Source organism: Bacillus sp. 1NLA3E (genome assembly GCF_000242895.2).
In the GTDB taxonomy this organism is placed as follows: Bacteria; Bacillota; Bacilli; order Bacillales; family Cytobacillaceae; genus Bacillus_BU.
Genome location: NC_021171.1, coordinates 4,228,250 through 4,247,111, shown reverse-complemented (window position 1 = coordinate 4,247,111; position 18,862 = coordinate 4,228,250). Strand labels below are relative to the sequence as shown.

The window sequence follows — 18,862 nt, the reverse complement described above, 5'->3', positions numbered from 1 at the left end:
CGATCGTGTTGTTAGCAAGACCTTTACTGTTACGGTAAAGGTCTTTTTTGTATTTTTCGGCCTTTACCGCTAATGGTAAAGGCCCTTTTAATTTGGAATGGGATAAAAAAGGAGGATGTTAAATGGACTTATCATTAATATTGGAATACGGTTGGGTGCTAGTTGTGCTCGTCGCTTTAGAAGGGCTTTTGGCAGCGGATAATGCTTTGGTAATGGCGATTATGGTGAAACATCTTCCTGAGGAAGATCGGAAGAAGGCTTTGTTTTACGGATTGGCAGGGGCCTTCGTGTTCCGCTTTGTTTCTTTGTTTGTCATCTCCTTTCTGGTGGGTGTGTGGCAGCTGCAGGCAATTGGCGCACTTTATCTATTATTTATGGCTGGGAATCACATTTTCCGGAAGCTAGTCGTGAAAGGAAAAGCTGATGAGCAGGATCAGCCGAAACAGGTAGGTAACAAGGCCGCCAATTTTTGGTTGACTGTTTTGAAGGTGGAGGTGGCGGACATTGCCTTTGCCGTTGACTCCATTTTGGCGGCCGTGGCTATGGCAGTAATGCTTCCAGATACCTCGCTTCCGAATATCGGTGGCCTAGATGGTGGGAAATTCTTAGTAATTTTTGCAGGAGGGATGATCGGGCTAGTGATTATGCGCTTTGCTGCTAACATGTTTGTAAAGCTCCTACACAGCCGCCCAGGTCTGGAAGTTGCCGCGTTTTTGATTGTAGGCTGGGTTGGCGTCAAGCTTGCTATCTACACCCTGTCACATCCGTCGTTAGCTGTTTTGAGTGAGGGTTTCGCACATTCGATGCTGTGGAAGGTTAGCTTTTACGTCGTCTTAATTGGAATTGCGGTTGCTGGCTGGTTTTTATCAAAAGAAAAGATAGAGGAAGAGGCTTTGAATAAGGATTCGATTGTATTGTAACCATGCTGGTATTGACCAAGTTTCGTCAACCGGGTTACTAATAAACAAAAATAATGGAGGTATGAACGTTGTTATTTCATCCAATGGATATTTTTATTTTTATCGCCCTAGGAGTTTCAATGTGGGCCCAATTTCGGGTCAAGGGGACATTTAATCGTTGGTCTAATGTTCCGACTAGAACGGGTAGATCTGGTGGTGAGGTCGCTAGAAGAATTCTTGATCAAAACGGATTGGCGCATGTGCCGATTGAAGTGGTTCGAGGAACGCTCTCGGATCACTACGATCCGGTCCAACGTGTCGTTTGCCTGTCCGAAACCGTTTATTACGGTCGTTCGATAGCTTCGATTTCAGTTGCTGCTCACGAAATCGGACATGCTATTCAGCACAAACAGGGCTATGCGGCACTGGCGATGAGACAACGCCTCTTTCCGGTAGCCAATATTGCTTCTGGCGTCGCGCCGTTCTTATTTTTAGGAGGAATGTTCTTGCATTTGACGTCATTAATCGGTGTGGGGATTCTTTTTTTCTCGGCAGCAGTCGCTTTCCAGTTGATTACGTTACCTGTAGAATTTAACGCGAGTTCACGGGCAAGGTCGATGATGATAGCTGAAGGACTACTATATAATGAAGAAGAACGCGGTGTGAAAAAAGTACTGAATGCTGCTGCGTTAACCTATGTTGCCGCCGCCCTCATTTCATTGCTAGAGTTATTGAAGTTTGTGATGATTTTTTTTCAGGGGAGTCGAGAGGAAGATTAATCCAATGAATTAGTGGTTAAAGGACGATTAACCTGTCTATTTTGATATAATTGAGGTAGCTCCATTATAATTAGGTGGAATTTTCATCAATTGGATAAGGAAAAAATATGCTTTTTTAAATACACAGGAGGTGTGTGCCTTACTCTCGTAGGGCAACATAGTGATTATTACCAACCTAGTACTATTCGTTTTATTAATCGCGATATCGGGTTTTTTTGTCGCAACAGAGTTTGCTATTGTTAAAGTAAGAGGTTCCAGAATTGACCAGCTGGTTGCAGAAGAGAAAATAGGTGCTTTAGCCGTCAAAGAAGTGACGACTCACCTCGACGATTATTTATCGGCCTGCCAACTTGGGATAACCGTGACTTCATTAGGTCTTGGTTGGTTAGGAGAACCTACAGTCGAAAGACTATTGCATCCTTTATTTGAAAATTTGAGTCTAACTACTTCTATTACAAGTGTTCTTTCGTTTGTTATTGCCTTTGGCACGGTCACTTTCTTGCATGTTGTAGTCGGGGAACTGTCACCCAAGACATTGGCAATCCAAAAAACTGAAACCGTGGCGCTGGCAGTTTCACGCCCAATTATTTTGTTTCATAAAATAATGTATCCTTTCATTTGGGTGCTTAATCATTCTTCACGGCTTGTAGTCGGCCTTTTTGGGCTAAAGCCCTCACCAGACCATGAATTAGCCCATTCCGAGGAAGAGTTAAGAATTCTTCTCTCCGAAAGCTACGAAGGTGGAGAAATTAATCAGAATGAATTGAAATACGTGAACAACATTTTCGACTTTAATGAGCGAGTGGCCAAAGAAATTATGGTCCCGCGGACAGAAATGGCCTGTATTGATATCGAGGATAGTATTGAAGCGATTAAGGATATCATTGTAAATGAAAAATATACTCGTTACCCTGTTATCGACGGGGATAAAGATAACGTTTTGGGCATGATCAATATTAAGGAATTTCTTACCGCTGACCTTAAACAAAAAAGTTTTCAAAAAGAAGTAGGTTTGAGATCTTTAGTGAAACCGGTCATAAGTGTAATTGAAACAATCCCAATTCATAGCCTTCTGGTAAAAATGCAAAAGGAACGGATCCACATGGCCATTTTGTTAGATGAGTATGGGGGAACATCTGGTCTCGTAACCGTTGAGGACATCCTTGAAGAGATTGTCGGTGAAATACGTGACGAATTTGATGCGGATGAAGTCGCAGAGATTCGTAAATTAGGTGTTAATCATTATATTTTCAGCTCGAAGGTGTTAGTCAACGAGGTTAATGATACGTTGGGGACAAACCTAAATGATGAAGAAATCGATACACTTGGCGGGTGGTTCCTGACACGGAATATCGATGCAAAGTTGGGCGATGAATTAGTGGAGGAAGGATTTATCTTCAAGGTCAAAGAGATTGAAGGGCATCATATATTATTTTTGGAAGTTAGCAAGAAGTAATACAACAAAAAGGTCTTTGCCACTTAGTAATGGCAAGGACCTTTTTCTATGGATTTTTACCATTAACGTGAGGACAGAGAAGAATAAAGGGAGGTTCTCGTTTTAAATTGATTTATCTCAGTATCGTGGACCCCTGCTTTCTTACTTAAAAAAAGGCTGTGTTAAAGCACAATGTTGATTGGAGTGGAAGGCGCGAAGACTCCTGCGGAAGCAGCGGGACAGGTGAGACCCCGCAGGCGCTTTAGCGCAGAGGAGGCTCACCGCCCGCCCCGCGGAAAGCGAAGCGCCTGGAACAGAAATCAACATTCTAGTTTAACAGAGCCCAAAAAAAAGATATCAATCCGTAATTAATTTGATATTCACCTTTGCAAGTGAATTAATTCATATTCCTCCTTCAAAATCCACATCCTAATCATAGCTTTTTATCCCTTTAACACGGTAGTTTGTTGGCATTTACAGGGGTTTTCACACATGTTATACTCATTTTCATAAATTTTTGTAAAATAATTTTTGCGAGAAAACACAGGTACCAGACAATAAGGAGAAAATGAATGAAGAAAAGGATAAATGGATACTGGGAAAATTCGAGAGTGATGAAGGTATTAGAATACATATATGTGTTAGTAGGTGCTGCTTTAGTAGCTGTTGCCTTTAATGTTTTCTTACTGCCAAATCGAGTGGCTTCTGGTGGCGTAAGTGGAATCAGTACGATTTTATATGAAGTAGTAGGTTGGGAACCTGCTTACGTCCAGTGGGCACTCAATATTCCTTTATTTATTGCTGGGGTTATTTTACTAGGAAAGAATTTCGGGGTAAAAACCTTGGTTGGAACGATTTTTTTACCTTTGGTTGTCTTTTTTACAAAGGAATGGGAGCCTTGGACGAATGACCCACTGCTGGCTTCGTTATTTGGTGGCATTGTTGTTGGACTGGGGATTGGCATTGTTTTTCTAGGAAAGGCTTCAACGGGTGGAACCGATCTTGCAGCGCAAATAATACATAAGTACACAGGTTTTACGCTAGGGACTTGTGTTGCCGCCATTGATGGCTTAATCGTGCTATCAGCAGCGCTTGTATTTAATATTGAGAGTGGTTTGTACGCGTTATTAGGCTTATATGCCACTAGTAAAACGATTGATTTGGTTCAAGTGGGGATTGGCCGTTCCAAAATGGCGATGATCATTACCAATAATCAAGATCAGGTTCGGGAGGCAATCTTAAATAAAATCGATCGAGGCGTTACAAAACTATCTGGACAGGGTGGTTATACAGATTCTGAACGACCCATTTTGATGTGTGTGTTTGATCACACAGAGTTCACAAAGTTGAAACAATTAGTGAAAAGTATTGACCCGACTGCGTTTGTCATTGTTATGGATGCTACAGAGGTATTAGGAAAGGGTTTCAAAAATTCATAAAATTGGTATAATAATCCTTGCTATAGTATTCATTGACATTTTACAAGGGGGTTTGGAAATGAAAAAGAAATTACTAGCATTATTAATGGGGACGACTATCGTATTAAGTTTGGCAGCGTGTGGCGGTGGCGATGGTACTTCAAAAGACACTGCAGGTGCTGGAAATGCTGAAAAGTTATTTGAACAAAAATGTTCAAGCTGCCACGCAACAGATCTAAAAGGTGGAGTAGGACCTGATTTAACTAAGGTTGGGTCAAGACTTGATCAAGCAGGTATTGAAAAAGTAATTAATGAGGGCAGAGGAAATATGCCTAAAGGACAGGTAACGGGTGGAGATGTAACAACTGTTGCAAAATGGTTAGCAGCGAAAAAATAATGAATAGAAAAGACGTCCCAGACTTTAATCTCTGGGACGTTTTTTTAATTTGCGATTTTGATAGAGGTAAATCTAGCATATTTGTAATATTTTGTAGAATTGTGTCAATTCACGGAAGAAAGGCTAAGACAGGTTTTGCGAAAAATTACAATAGCATATTTTAATAGAAATGTTCCAATGCAGGTCAAATATGGATGAATTTTGTCAAGATGATACGAAACTGTAATATTTTTTATCGGCAAAATGTCAATCTATGATGGTATAATGAACTAGTGTCAATTCACAAACAAGATTTTTTGATGAGTTTTGTTTGTTCTTGTCGATACTTACTAAATTTAGTTTTTGGCGAATTAGTACTATTCTTTTGAAAAGTGGCTGAGCGCCTTATTATGATTTTTATAAGAAAAGCTCAAGATCTTCTATGACATACTTTGATATAGGTGATAAAAATGATAGAAATGAATGAAGTGTTTAAAAAATATCCAAATGGGGTTACTGCTGTTAATGGGATTAGTGTCCAGATTAAGCAGGGTGAATTTGTCTATGTTGTTGGTCCAAGTGGCGCGGGGAAATCTACCTTTATTAAGATGATGTACCGCGAAGAAAAGCCAACAAAAGGTGACATTATGATTAATGGTGTGAACCTAGCAAGAATTAAAAACAGTAAGGTTCCGCTTTTACGGAGGAATATTGGCGTTGTATTCCAAGATTTCAAACTGCTACCAACTTTAACAGTGTACGAGAATGTGGCTTATGCCTTAGAGGTAATTGAGGAGCAGCCGAAGTACATTAAAAGGCATGTTATGGAAACATTAGAACTCGTGAATTTACGTCATAAAGCAAGGATGTTGCCAACAGAGCTTTCTGGAGGAGAACAGCAGCGGGTATCGATTGCTCGTTCAATCGTGAATTCTCCGAAAGTGGTCATTGCTGACGAGCCAACAGGAAATCTAGATCCGGACACTTCGTGGGAGATTATGAAAATCTTTGATGAAATCAACACGAGAGGAACAACCGTTGTCATGGCAACACATAACCGCGAAATTGTTAATACGATTAAAAAGCGTGTAATTGCCATTGAAAGTGGAAAAATTGTTCGGGACGAGCGGAAGGGTGAATACGGCTATGAAGCTTAGGACAATCCACCGTCACGTAAGAGAAAGCTTAAAAAGCATTGCTAGGAATGGCTGGATGACATTTGCGTCAGTCAGCGCTGTAACGGTTACACTTCTTTTGGTCGGTGTATTTTTCGTTATTATGATGAATCTCAATAAAGTGGCTACCACGATTGAAGAGGACGTAGAAATTCGTGTTCACATCGATTTGGCAGCAAATAAAGAAGATCAGCAAGCTTTACAGGCTAAAATTGAACAGATTCCCGAAGTAAAGACGGTGAAGTTCTCTTCTAAACAGAAGGAACTTAAGGATATGATTAAAAGCCTTGGCACTGAGGGTGAAGCTTTTAAACTGTTTGAACAAGATAACCCGTTAAATGATGTATTCATCGTGAAAACGAAAAATCCAGTTGATACGATGAAAACCGCTACTAAAATTAAAAAGCTAGAATATGCCTCAAAAGTTAAATACGGACAAGGTGAAGTAGAAAAATTATTTAGTTTTACCAAGGTTAGTCGAAATGTTGGAGTGGCCTTAATTGTTGGATTGCTGTTTACAGCGATGTTCTTAATTTCCAACACAATTAAAATTACGATTGTTGCTAGAAGAAATGAAATTGAGATTATGAGACTCGTAGGGGCAACGAATGCTTTTATCCGCTGGCCATTTTTCCTTGAAGGGCTATGGCTTGGTATTCTTGGTTCAATCATTCCAATCATCGTAGTTGGAATGGCCTACTATTATTCGTATGACTATCTGGCACCAAAGTTGAAGGATCATTTTATGAAATTGCTAGACTTTTATCCTTTTATCTATCAAATTTCAGGTTTGCTTTTGTTAATGGGAGCACTGATTGGCGTTTGGGGAAGCTTAATGTCAATCCGTAAGTTTTTGAAGGTATAGATAGAAGCAAAGCCAAGTTGCCTGGTATTTTGAAAGTCTTGGACATTCACATTTCAGTCTACAAATTTTGACGACGCAAAGGAAAGCTTGGAGGGACCGGAAAAGGTTCTTCCTAGCTGCTATTCCTTTTTGATTCACATAGATAAACGATTAACCCGTACATAGAGAAGCATGGAAAGGAGAAATCGGATTTGAAACATTCAATTTACACAATATCACTTGCAGCAACATTGACACTCGCAACTTTTTTACCCGGGCTGGTTGCAGAACCGGCTTCTGCATCAAAGCTATCAGATTTAAAAAATCAAAAAACGCATATTACTCAGGAAAAGTCTGCGGTATCTTCAGATATTAATGAAGCGGATCAAAAGATTAATAGTATTAAAAATGACCAAGAGAGTGTAAAAACAGAAAAGCAACGGCTAGACCTTGCGATTGGTGACACGAATACAAAGTTGCTTCAAAAGTCTCAAGAAATCGAAACAACTAAGGGTGAAATCCTACAGCTTCAAACAGAGGTTCAACAAATAACAGAACGAATTAACAAGCGAAATGAAATGTTAAAAAACCGTGCCCGCTCTTTCCAAGAAAACGGTGGCATGGTCAACTATATGGATGTGCTCATGGGTGCACAAAGCTTCGGTGAGTTCATTGATCGTGTCGGGGCTGTAGCGACATTAGTTGAAGCTGACCAAGGCATTCTTCGCCAGCAAAAGCAAGATAAACAACTTCTTGAGGAAAAGCAAGTACAAGTTCAAAATGATTTGGCTTCACTTGAAAAAATGGCGAGAGATTTAGATGCTTTGAAAATTTCACTGAATGGGCAAATCGCTCAACAAGATCAGTTGTTGGCATCTCTTCAACAACAAGAAGAAGAAGCGCATGCTGAAAAACTAGAAAAAGAAGAGCAAGCAGAAATTTTGGCTGCCCAACAAGCTGCCATTCAACAGGCTATCAAAATGGAAGAACAGCGTATTGCAGCTGCAGCAGAAGCTGCTAAACAGCCGCAAAGTAATAGCGGTAGTGGTAGTACAAGTGGTAGTTCAGGTGGGAATACTGGCGGAGGTACGAGTACTGCTACACCTGGAGTTTCTAGTGGATATTGGACAAAACCTGCTGTAGGGAGGCTTTCGTCTGGATTCGGAATGCGCGGGGGTGAATTCCATGCCGGTGTTGATATCGCCAATTCAGTTTCCGTTCCAATCCTAGCGGCAGCCGATGGAGTAGTCAGCAGGTCGTATTCTTCAAAAACCTACGGGGAATGTATTTTCATAACCCATTACACTAATGGACAGATTTACACTACCGTTTACGCTCATATGACCACGCGATTAGTTGGATCTGGTGCTGTGAAAAAAGGCCAACAAATTGGTACGATGGGTAATACAGGTGCTTCACAAGGACAACATCTCCACTTCGAATTGCACGTCGGAGAGTGGAACCAAGCCAAATCAAACGCAGTTAATCCTTTGAATTATATACCAATGTAAAGTAAGAAGAGGCTGAAAAAGCCTCTTCTTTTTACGTTAGTGCGTTAGGATGAATGGTGCCTGACCCCCAGTGCTTTAAAGCACTGGGGGTCAGGCACCGCTTTGCGCGTTGACGCGGTAAAACGTCGAGGGTCAGGTCGCTTTTTAATGTAATTTTAATGTCGTTTTAATACCCCTTTTAATGGAGAGAAGTATACTGTTAAGGAGTTTTAAGTATACAAAATTGCTTAAATGGGGTGACTTCGAAGTATGATGAATAAAAAAATTTTAATTTTATCATCCACCTACGGTGATGGCCATAAACAAGTGGCAAACGCCATTAGCGAAGCCATTAATCTTTCATTCTCTGAGTATGAACCGATTATTTTAAATGTGATGGAGATTATTCATCCTCATTCGCATCAGATTAGTCATTTTCTTTATATGCAGGGCATCAAAAAATTCCCACAGGTATATGGTTATTTATATAAGAAAACTTATCAAATCAATACTTTTTCAAAAATGCTTAACACTGTTTTGTTAATGGGAATAAACTCAATCCTGCAAATATTGCATGAGGAGAAACCAGCCATTGTTGTTAGCACCTATCCTTTTGCGGCAGGCGTCATGTCAAGGTTGAAAGAAAAAGGATTAACTGAAATACCTACGGTTACCGTGATTACAGATTACACCAACCACTCCTATTGGATTCATCCTTTAACGGATAAATATATTGTGGGATCCGATCATGTTCAGAATAGATTAATTGAAATAGGAGTAGATCCTTCCAAAATTGCCAACGCTGGAATTCCTATTCGTCCAAGATTTTTTCAGGACTTATCTCGTGATTTTTTGATGGAAAAGTATGCCTTGAAGCCTACCATATTTACCTTATTAGTCATGGGTGGTGGATTGGGATTACTGGGCAAAGGTTTATCCACAATCCGTCAGTTAGAAAGTATAACCATTCCCATTCAGATTTTGATTTTATGCGGGCATAATGGAAAGTTAAAAAAAAGGCTGGAAATATACAAAGAAAACTCCAAACATGATATCATATTGCTGGGTTTCACAGAAGATGTGAATGAACTAATGATGATTTCAGACCTCCTAATTACAAAACCTGGTGGTGTCACGATTACTGAAGCCATTTCAATGGAATTACCCTTGTTGATTCACTATTCCTTACCAGGACAGGAAGAAGAGAATGCTACCTATTTAATACAAAGTGGGGTAGCAATGAAATCAGAGAATGATGAGGATTTGGCTGTTAAAATTCAGGGTATGATCAATAACCCGAGAAAACTGCAATTCTTTCAGCAAAAAGAAAAACAACTTCAGAAAAAAAACTCATTATTGGAAACGATTGAAGTCATTCAGGATATCCTGATGAATCAATGGAACCAAACAGAGGGTCTTTTGGCATAAATTAGAGACGGGATCAATGTGAGAGAGAAGCGTGAGGAGTGGAAAATGATATGAGGGTATTAATGACTTTACTTATCGCTTTCATCATTCTGTATACTCTTGTTCCTTGGATATTAACCTTTTTCCTTGGTTTGAAAGCTGTAAAGAAAACGAATCTTTCTAGTAAAATAGCTTTTACCTTTGATGATGGCCCAAACCCTAAGTATACTCCTGTGTTATTGGACCTCTTAAAGGACCATCATGTAAAAGCGACATTTTTTGTATTAGGTTCAAAAGCCGAGCAATATCCTGAAATTATCCGTAGAATGCATCGTGAAGGTCATTTAATTGGAATTCATAATTATGTTCATCGCTCAAATTGGATCATGACTCCGTGGAGGAGTTATAAAGAACTTTCCCGATGTGATTCAATAATTGAAGATATTACAGGAGAGAAGACCGTTTACTACCGGCCACCTTGGGGTCTTTTAAATTTTTTTGATTTATTTTTAATAAAAACACATCAAATTGTGTTATGGTCATTAATGGCAGGTGACTGGAAGTGTAAGGGTGGAAGCATCAGGATTAAAAACATTTTATTGAAAAGGCTAAAACCAGGTGAAATCATCTTATTGCATGATAGTGGGGAAACCTTTGGGGCAGATATGAATGCGCCAGAAAATACGATAAAAGCATTAAATGAAGTATTAGCAGAGGTAAAATCCAAAGGATTAGAATGTGTAAGAGTTGATGATATGTTATTCTTGAACAATCAGGCTCAATGTGACCAAATAGTAAAAGCCAATGTAGCTAAATAACACGTACAAAGGAGCAGCAAATCAATGATGCATTATATTACTGCAATTATTTTAGGTATGGTTGAGGGTTTAACAGAATTCCTTCCAGTCTCTTCAACAGGACACTTAATCCTATCTGGAGAGATACTGAATTTTAAAGGTGACAACGCAAAAACGTTTGAGATTTTTATTCAGCTAGGATCGATTTTAGCCGTGGTCGTTGTCTTTTGGAAACGATTCTTAAATATTCTCGGGCTAATCGGTGATCACAAAAATAAATTGAACATTCTACATATCATCTTCGCCATGATTCCAGCCGTTATCTTAGGTTTATTGTTACACGATGCTATAAAAACCTATCTGTTTTCTTCAAATACGGTCGTCATCGGTTTAGTGGCCGGCGGGATATTAATGATTTATGCTGAAAAGAAAAAGGCACCAAATTTAATCACAAGCTTGGATACACTAACCTATGCACAAGCTTTTAAAATTGGCCTATTTCAATGTCTTGCGCTTTGGCCAGGTTTCTCAAGATCAGGTTCGACTATTTCCGGTGGTTTATTAGTCGGAGCGGATCGGAAGGTTTCAGCTGACTTTTCATTCATTGTCGCTGTACCGATGATGGTTGCCGCATCAGGACTAGACTTATTAAAGAGCTATGACAGCCTTTCAATGAGTGATGTGCCATTCTTTGCTGTCGGCTTCGTCACTGCATTTATTATGGCGCTCCTAGCAATCAAAATCTTCCTTAAGGTCGTCGCAAAAGTAAAATTAACACCGTTCGCCTACTATCGCTTTATCCTTGCCATCGTTGTCTATCTATTCCTTAATAAATAAGGTGGTGGACTTTAGCGCTGTGAAGGACCGGGGGTCAGGCACCACTTAGTACTTTAACGCAAAAAAGCACAGTTTATGCTGTGCTTTTTTGTGATTGTACCATGATTTTTCGGTCATAACTTGTCCTCTCTTATCATATAAATGTATGGATTATGACATCGCACCTCAACCGTGTGGTGTTTTTTTTAAAAGTGAACAGGAGGATGGATGGGGATGAACCGGAAGCTGATCGCACTAATGCTAGTCGGATCGCTGTTAACGGGAGCAGGAGGCACATACGCGGGCCTTTCCTGGTGGGACAGCCAACAGGCTTTGGAAAAGGAATCGCTCCAAAAATCGAATGACCAAACTGAGGCCACAACGGATACAGAGAATTTACAAAAGATTTCGCAGGCTTACGAGCTAATAAAAAATCGTTATGTAAAAAGCGTTGATGATAAAACGCTTGTTGAAGGGGCTATTTCTGGCATGCTATCAAAGCTTGCGGACCCATATTCCGTCTACATGAATAAAGAGACGGCTAAGCAATTTAATCAAACACTTGAGTCATCCTTTGAAGGGATTGGAGCGGAAGTGAGTAGTGTTGATGGGAAGATTGTGATCGTATCCCCTTTTAAAGGATCGCCTGCTGAAAAGGCCGGCATTAAGCCAAACGATCAAATATTAAAGGTGGATAACGAAAGTGTGGCTGGATTGGACCTTTATGAAACAACGCTAAAAATCCGCGGGGAAAAGGGCTCAAAAGTGAGGTTGCAAATCCAGCGAGAAGGCATAAGTGAGCCGCTGACAGTTGAAATCAAACGTGATGATATTCCACTAGAAACCATTCATGCCGATATGAAAAAGCAGAATGGGAAAAAAATCGGCTATATAGAAATCACTACCTTTTCTGAAAAGACCTCTGATGATTTTAAAAAGGAATTAAAAGCTCTGGAGAAGAAAGGCATGGAAGGGCTGATTTTAGATGTCCGCGGCAATCCGGGTGGACTGTTAACCAGTGTGGAGCAAATCTTGCGTGAGCTTGTCACCGATAATAAACCATATGTGCAAATCGAAAAGCGTAATGGCGAGAAACTTCGTTATTTTTCAGATTTAACAATTAAAAAGGACTATCCGATCGCTGTGCTAATCGATAAGGGCAGTGCCTCGGCAGCGGAAATTTTGGCTGGTGCTTTGGCGGAAACGGAAGGCTATCCATTGATTGGCGAAAAAACATTTGGTAAAGGGACGGTTCAACAAGCAGTACCGATGGGGGATGGCAGCAACATAAAGCTGACTTTGTTTAAATGGCTGACTCCGGATGGAAATTGGATTCACAAGAAAGGCATCAAGCCAACTGTGGCAGTGAGCCAACCGGAAATATATCGGACCCATCCACTTAACCTTGACAAGCCTTTGGCAAAGGATATGAATAATGAACAGGTCAAGAATGCTCAGGTGATTTTGGATGGATTAGGATTTTCTCCAGGGCGCAAGGATGGATATTACAGTGATAGCACGGAAACAGCAGTCAAAGCTTTCCAGCAGGTAAAGGGGATTAAGGCCACTGGTGTAATTGATGAAAAAACGGCGACAAGCTTAGTAGATTCGGTTAAGGCGGAGCTTCGTAAGGAGAAAAACGATTTACAGCTGCAAACAGCGTTAAGGTATTTGAGTAAATAAACGTAGTTTGAGAGTGGAGGGAGGCTAAGTTCGGTGCTGACTTAGCCTTTTTTGGTTTGGCTCTGTTAAACTAGAATGTTGATTTCCGTTCCAGGCGCTTCGCTTTCCGCGGGGCGGGCGGTGAGCCTCCTCGGCGCTAAAGCGCCTGCGGGGTCTCACCTGTCCCGCTGCTCCCGCAGGAGTCTTCGCGCCTTCCACTCCAATCAACATTGTTCAAAAAATCAACATTGAGCTTTAACACAGCCATTGGTTAAAGTATAGCGCGGGTTCAGGTGTGACTTTTTTTACATTGACCCATAATATTCAAAAAGCGACCCATAAATCCGAGAGAACGAACAAAAACTAGTTAATCTTCTCATCTCGAGTACTACATCTTGTCAGTCATCACGTTTCGACATCATATTTTCCTTTTTCTGAAAAAAGTAGTAATAGGTTTTGCCCTTGTATTTTGATAGAATAAAGGGTAATAGATTCGGAATCATTCAGGCAGGGGCAGGTGGCATTAAGTGGCACAAGATTGGCTATTGGAGTTTCTATTCGGAGCGGGAAAATTGTTTCTTCATCCCGTATTGTATATTTTGGTTTGTTTAGCTGCATTTTTAGGGGTAAGTCGGGTGAAGCGGGAGCGGAAGAATTTTCATGTTCGGGTGGAGAATGCCTATTTTGAGTTGCGGCAGCTGCTACCGGCTGGATTACTGATTGGCCTTGTCTTGTCGGTCATCATTATCGCAATAGGAATTGTGATTCCGTTGGAAGCGGTCTTCTTCACGGCGGGAGTAACAGTCCTCCTTTTATTAACAACAAGGATTCGGCTTCTGTCACCTGCTTACACAGTGGGAATTGCTACATTAGTGTTACTTCTTTCGCCATGGCAAAAGTGGCCACTACCCTATTTCAACGAAATTCAATTAGATAAGCAGGCTTATCCTGCTTTGGCAGCCCTATTAGCTTTACTTTTAATCGGTGAAGGGATTCTCATTTTATGGAATGGATCAAAAGGAACCTCACCGAAACTAATCAACGGGAAGCGCGGACAAAGAGTGGGTGTTCATGAGGTGAAGCGGGTCTGGTTGCTTCCAGTATTTTTGTTAATCCCTGGTGATGTCCTTCACCTACCATTTAGCTGGTGGCCAACGTTATCAGTCGGTGGCGATACCTATTCGCTGCTGTTGGTGCCGTTTGCAGTGGGGATGTATCAGCAAGTCAAGTCTATGCTACCAAAAGAGGCAATCCGTTATCAGGGAAAGCGTGTGGTTATACTAGGTGTCATGACAACACTCCTTGCAGCAGCAACCTTTTTTTATCCACTTGCAGCTATTGGAGTTGTCGCGCTTGCGTTAATAAGTCGAGAGATTATCACCTTAAGCCAACGGAATCGTGAAAAGAATTTACCGTTTTATTTTTCAAAACAAAACGGTGGGATGATGATTCTCGGGATTCTCCTGAATTCGCCTGCAAGCAAAATGGACCTAAAGGTAGGCGAAATAATTTCAAAGGTGAACGGACAATCTGTACGGGATGAGAAAGGATTTTATGAAGCGTTGCAACGGAATCGTGCCCATTGCAAGCTTGATGTCCTTGATGTGAATGGTGAGGTTCGTTTCGTTCAGCGTGCATTGTATGAAGGAGATCATTATGAGCTTGGCATCCTGTTTGTCCAGGATGAGAAAAAGTGGGATAGTGAAGTTATATAAATGGGTTATTCAATTTTATAGTATTACTCTAAAGACAGTTTTTTCGAAAACTGTCTTTTTTTAATGTCGTTTTCTTGTTCTACTAGTACGATTTTCCATGAAACATCTTCCGGACCTTACTGACGATTAACAATAATAAAGGAATAAAAAGTCCATAAGCTAATGCAAATGGGGTCCAGATTGATCCGATTATAGTCAGGAAATAGGCTGAATTTGGATAGGCAACAAGGGAAAGAACAACCATAATCATTCCTAACGGTAAGGTTAGCGGACGAAAATCCTTTAGATTAAATATTTGAGCAAGACATAATAATGATGCATAGAAACAGATGGTTAGCTTAAAAAAAATGGTAATAAACCATAGGATGGCTACAACTGCCTCGATGCGTTGTAAGAAATGACCCACATTTATTTTTGTTGCCAAAACATAACTGGGGTATATTTCACTTGCTGTTGCTGGAGCACCGATTACAAGAATGGTAAGCAATGAGACGATAATCAAGAAAATGCCACCGATTAAATATCCCACTATAAAGGCCTTTTTAGTATTTTTAGTTATATTAACATGAGGATATATCATTAAAAATGCGACGAGTTCCAGACAAGGAGTGCCGATAAACGGAAGAGATCCCCTGATGATAGGCTTAATTCCTTTCTCAAGTATCGGTTGTATATTTTGTAGCTTTACTTGAGGGGAAATAAAAATAACCATGATTAGAAATAACAAGAATATCAATGGGGTAAAAAATTCAGAAGTCCGAGAGAAGGTTTCCAAACCGAGCCAGACTGCCATAAAAACAACTAATAAAAAAATGATTTCGATTGCTTGGATTGGTGTTTCATCTAAGATATACGAAACTAAAAAATCACCAATGTTTCGCAACACAAGTGCAGAAACAAGAAAAAAATAGGAGAAAAAGAGGAGTGAAACGGTCTTGCCAATCCATTTACCAAGGACTTTTTCACTATATTCTGCAAGGGTCATATTGGGAAAAGAGCTTCCTAAGGCGTTATACAGGATGACCAATAATAATCCTATTCCAACTCCAAGTATTGCTGATATCCACGCATCTTGTTTGGCATGGGCGGCAAAAGCTGGAGGCATAAGCAAAATGGAGCTTCCAATTAAAAAATTGGTTACCAAAACACTAAATTGAAGGTTTGAAATTTTAACATTCACAGTCATTTTCAATCCCCTTAAAAGATTCTTATAAAGTAAGAAAGGATAACATTTTGAACAATGAAACTGTCTAGCTCCAGGCACCTCGGGCTTTTTTTATTATTTACATTAAAGCTAATAATAACCGCACTATAAAAACCGGATTTGCTTATTCAAAAGGATGAAATATTATTTTTAGAGAATAATGAAGAGATATGATGTTGGAAAAATTGTCCTAAATAGAAATTGATTTATAGAAAAAGCAAAGGAGTAACAACTGTGTTATCCTCTTTAGCCATCCTTGTCGTCGCAATAATAATCGCTTTAACTGAATTGCCATCGCTGTTAAAGAAAAAAATGCTAAAAGAGTGTTTTTTATTCAGCCTTTTACTTATTATTGGGACTTCATTAAGTATGGCTTTAGCAATGGGGGTCCATTTACCCAATCCCGTAGATTGGATTGCAGCCGTGATGAAGCCAGTTGCTGACTGGATTGATTACATTTTAAAATAAAGCTGTGTTAAAGCTCAATGTTGATTGGAGCGGAAATCAACATTTACAAATAAAAATCCCTTTGAGAAACAATGTAGAATCCGGGGGAGGGTTTCCCAGATCATATACTGTCTACCCAAAGGGATGAATTGATAAATTTGAAAACTTATGTTTGTACCTAAGTGGTCTTTGGAGAATAGGCATCAGCATTTCTAAAAAAGGTTCTGCGAATGAATGGGACAACCCAGTAATCTAAACCAATTCTTCCTGCATTATAGCCAGCCACCAAAATGATCATGCCTAAGAAAATATCTGTAGGGTTATGAGACACTGTTCCCGCCAAGAAATACGAGAAGTTCATTACTAGTCCAAAGAACATTGCGGCGGTTGTTAAGCAGCCAAGGATTAAACCAAGACCAACTAGGAACTCACCCCATGGAATGACAGTATTAAAAATACCGACATTTGGCAATGCAAAATGCTTTAAGAATGAAATATACCATCCATAAACCATTGTACCATCAGGTCCTTTTACTGGATTGGCGATTGATCCTTTCAAATATCCAGCTGCATCGAATCCACCAGTCAGTTTATGGTAACCTGCAGTTATCCAAGAATAGCCGAGATATAAGCGGATTAAGGTCAAAATCACTGCCGCTATTTTATTTTCTCTTAGAAAATGTACAAACATTGAAAATCGCTTCCTTTCAATATGATTGAACTCAATGTAAACGTGTAATGGAGATGGTGTTTACTCGTTATTTTTCACAATGGGTTAAAAAATATGTGAAGTATTTATTAAACGAGACCGAGACAAATTCTGATTGGATATTTTGTAAAATTACCCACCCCTCCTAATGTATGGATGAAAAAATATATAGCTACCGCTAACAGAAACTTATTTTATTTTCCCCTCATTTGATTAGTTAATCCTCTAAAATTAACCCATTTACATTGGAACTCTAAAAGTTTAAAGAATACTTCATTAATTTTTAATTAAAATTCAAAAAATACACAAAAATAATGATACATTTGGTGTGGAAACACATGATAATCATGATACAAAATTTGAACCTTTTTTTAGAAAATTCCGGAGGCATTTGTGTATGTCGCATTTAATTACTATATTTGAACATCATAGTTACTTTATATTATTTTCAGTTATTTTTCTTGAGTTACTTGCGGTTCCTATTTCTTCAGAATTTTTTATGAGCTATGCTGGCTATTTTGTCTTTCAAGGGAAAATGAGTTATCCGTTGGCCATTCTTACCACAGTGACCGCGTCGATGATTGCGGTATCGACGACGTACTGGATTGGAAGGAAAGGCGGCTACAAGCTGGTAGAGAAATACGGAAGATATATTCATTTTGGTCCAGAGAAATATTCGAAAACGGCTGCCTGGATGGGGAGGTCGGGAAGTAAATTACTCGTTTTCTCCTACTTCGTACCAGGCGTCCGCCAATTTGCTGGATATATTTCTGGCATTTCGCGAATACCATATCGCAAGTTCATCATCCCATCGTTCTGTGGCTCACTATTGTGGGGAACTAGCTTTGTCACGCTTGGAAAAGTATTAGGCCCACAATGGGAAGGTTTTCACCGCGCAGCCTCAAAATATCTGGTGTTTATCATTCTGGCTTTTGTGGTGCTAATTGTTGCCTATTTAGCCTATCGATTTTATCGAGTACAAATTAAGCTTTATTCGGTTATGGTGCTAGATCATCTGATTTATCGACTCCGAACAATTAGAAGGGCAGAAGTTTTTCTAGTTTTTCTGACACTCAGCTTATTAGGAGCGCTAATCTTAATGCTGGGCTTGGCACAGGATTATTTAGATAGTGAGTTCACGAAATTCAATGAAATCACGGTTTTTGTAGTGAGATCAATATTTGATCAAAACTGGCTCAAGGGGTTATTCATATTCCAAGCAACTAGAACTTTTATCGTGTTCATGCTGTTTACTATTTTTATCATTTGGGTGAAGGGACATAACAGAAGACTGGAATATCTCATGCTTGTGGTCATCTTGCTTGGTGCGAAGCCGTATCACGACACGATTCAGCACATACTCGCTGACCTTCATGTTGCGGGAGTAGGGAAGGGTATTCAATCGCAAGCATTTCCAGATTTACTTGCAACCTTTGCGATGATTATTTATGGCACAGGAATATATTTCCTAGCCCGCCATCTCAAAAGTAACTTTTTTCAAGTCATCTGGCCAGTCTTAGGATTGCTGTTGCTTGTGAGCCTAGCAGTTTCCAACATAGCCTTTACTTCTACCCTGCCAAGTGACATTGCCGGGGGTTATGTGTATGGCTCAGTCTGGATTTTTTTGAATTTCTTGTTGTTTGAAATGTTTCGGCTTGTTACCGATAACAAGGTGTAACAGGCGGGGTA

General features: G+C 39.8%; 17 protein-coding genes. 15 read left to right on the top strand and 2 right to left on the bottom strand.

Features of this window, described 5'->3' with window-relative positions:
- Positions 1-122: 122 nt before the first annotated feature.
- The 13 genes from B1NLA3E_RS20455 (at position 123) to B1NLA3E_RS20395 (ending at position 14,813) form a co-directional block, all read left to right on the top strand.
- The gene (locus tag B1NLA3E_RS20455) at positions 123-920 is read left to right on the top strand and encodes a TerC family protein (protein ID WP_015595723.1); all 798 of its coding nucleotides are present in this window, start codon (positions 123-125) and stop codon (positions 918-920) included.
- A 68-nt stretch (positions 921-988) separates the two neighbouring features.
- Positions 989-1,678 carry a zinc metallopeptidase gene (locus B1NLA3E_RS20450; protein ID WP_015595722.1) on the top strand — a complete coding sequence of 230 codons (690 nt, stop codon included), beginning with the start codon at positions 989-991 and terminating at the stop codon, positions 1,676-1,678.
- Positions 1,679-1,838: 160 nt separating this feature from the next.
- The gene (locus B1NLA3E_RS20445) at positions 1,839-3,134 is read left to right on the top strand and encodes a hemolysin family protein (RefSeq protein WP_015595721.1); all 1,296 of its coding nucleotides are present in this window, start codon (positions 1,839-1,841) and stop codon (positions 3,132-3,134) included.
- Positions 3,135-3,685: 551 nt separating this feature from the next.
- A complete protein-coding gene (locus tag B1NLA3E_RS20440) occupies positions 3,686-4,552 on the top strand; it encodes a YitT family protein (protein ID WP_015595720.1) in 867 nt (288 codons plus the stop codon).
- A 58-nt stretch (positions 4,553-4,610) separates the two neighbouring features.
- Entirely contained in the window at positions 4,611-4,928 is a 318-nt protein-coding gene (gene cccB / locus B1NLA3E_RS20435; protein ID WP_015595719.1) for a cytochrome c551, read from the top strand.
- 449 nt (positions 4,929-5,377) lie between these two features.
- Positions 5,378-6,064, top strand: a complete 687-nt coding sequence (gene ftsE, locus B1NLA3E_RS20430; RefSeq protein ID WP_015595718.1) for a cell division ATP-binding protein FtsE — start codon at positions 5,378-5,380, stop codon at positions 6,062-6,064.
- Positions 6,054-6,947 (top strand): permease-like cell division protein FtsX, encoded by an 894-nt coding sequence (gene ftsX / locus B1NLA3E_RS20425; RefSeq protein WP_015595717.1) that lies wholly within the window; start codon positions 6,054-6,056, stop codon positions 6,945-6,947. Before ftsE ends, ftsX begins: the two co-directional genes overlap by 11 nt.
- Positions 6,948-7,138: 191 nt before the next feature.
- Positions 7,139-8,437, top strand: coding sequence for a murein hydrolase activator EnvC family protein (locus B1NLA3E_RS20420; RefSeq protein WP_015595716.1), 1,299 nt, complete (start codon positions 7,139-7,141; stop codon positions 8,435-8,437).
- A 249-nt stretch (positions 8,438-8,686) separates the two neighbouring features.
- Positions 8,687-9,844, top strand: a complete 1,158-nt coding sequence (locus tag B1NLA3E_RS20415) for an MGDG synthase family glycosyltransferase (protein WP_015595715.1) — start codon at positions 8,687-8,689, stop codon at positions 9,842-9,844.
- A 50-nt stretch (positions 9,845-9,894) separates the two neighbouring features.
- Positions 9,895-10,641 carry a polysaccharide deacetylase family protein gene (locus tag B1NLA3E_RS20410; protein ID WP_015595714.1) on the top strand — a complete coding sequence of 249 codons (747 nt, stop codon included), beginning with the start codon at positions 9,895-9,897 and terminating at the stop codon, positions 10,639-10,641.
- A gap of 24 nt (positions 10,642-10,665) precedes the next feature.
- Complete coding sequence (gene bacA / locus B1NLA3E_RS20405; protein WP_015595713.1) at positions 10,666-11,457, top strand: undecaprenyl-diphosphate phosphatase; 792 nt, start codon at positions 10,666-10,668, stop codon at positions 11,455-11,457.
- 213 nt (positions 11,458-11,670) lie between these two features.
- A complete protein-coding gene (locus tag B1NLA3E_RS20400; RefSeq protein WP_015595712.1) occupies positions 11,671-13,119 on the top strand; it encodes a S41 family peptidase in 1,449 nt (482 codons plus the stop codon).
- Positions 13,120-13,625: 506 nt separating this feature from the next.
- The gene (locus B1NLA3E_RS20395) at positions 13,626-14,813 is read left to right on the top strand and encodes a PDZ domain-containing protein (RefSeq protein ID WP_015595711.1); all 1,188 of its coding nucleotides are present in this window, start codon (positions 13,626-13,628) and stop codon (positions 14,811-14,813) included.
- 82 nt (positions 14,814-14,895) lie between these two features.
- On the opposite strand, the gene B1NLA3E_RS20390 is transcribed toward B1NLA3E_RS20395, so the two are convergent.
- Positions 14,896-15,999 carry a GerAB/ArcD/ProY family transporter gene (locus B1NLA3E_RS20390; RefSeq protein WP_015595710.1) on the bottom strand — a complete coding sequence of 368 codons (1,104 nt, stop codon included), beginning with the start codon at positions 15,997-15,999 and terminating at the stop codon, positions 14,896-14,898.
- 252 nt (positions 16,000-16,251) lie between these two features.
- Here B1NLA3E_RS20390 and B1NLA3E_RS20385 point away from each other — a divergent pair, with 252 nt between their 5' ends.
- Positions 16,252-16,485, top strand: coding sequence for a hypothetical protein (locus B1NLA3E_RS20385; RefSeq protein ID WP_015595709.1), 234 nt, complete (start codon positions 16,252-16,254; stop codon positions 16,483-16,485).
- A gap of 157 nt (positions 16,486-16,642) precedes the next feature.
- On the opposite strand, the gene B1NLA3E_RS20380 is transcribed toward B1NLA3E_RS20385, so the two are convergent.
- Positions 16,643-17,155: a DoxX family protein gene (locus tag B1NLA3E_RS20380; protein ID WP_015595708.1), complete on the bottom strand. Its 513-nt coding sequence runs from the start codon at positions 17,153-17,155 to the stop codon at positions 16,643-16,645.
- A 415-nt stretch (positions 17,156-17,570) separates the two neighbouring features.
- Between B1NLA3E_RS20380 and B1NLA3E_RS20375 the strand changes: the two genes are divergently transcribed.
- Positions 17,571-18,851, top strand: coding sequence for a DedA family protein (locus B1NLA3E_RS20375; RefSeq protein WP_015595707.1), 1,281 nt, complete (start codon positions 17,571-17,573; stop codon positions 18,849-18,851).
- Positions 18,852-18,862 lie beyond the last annotated feature (11 nt).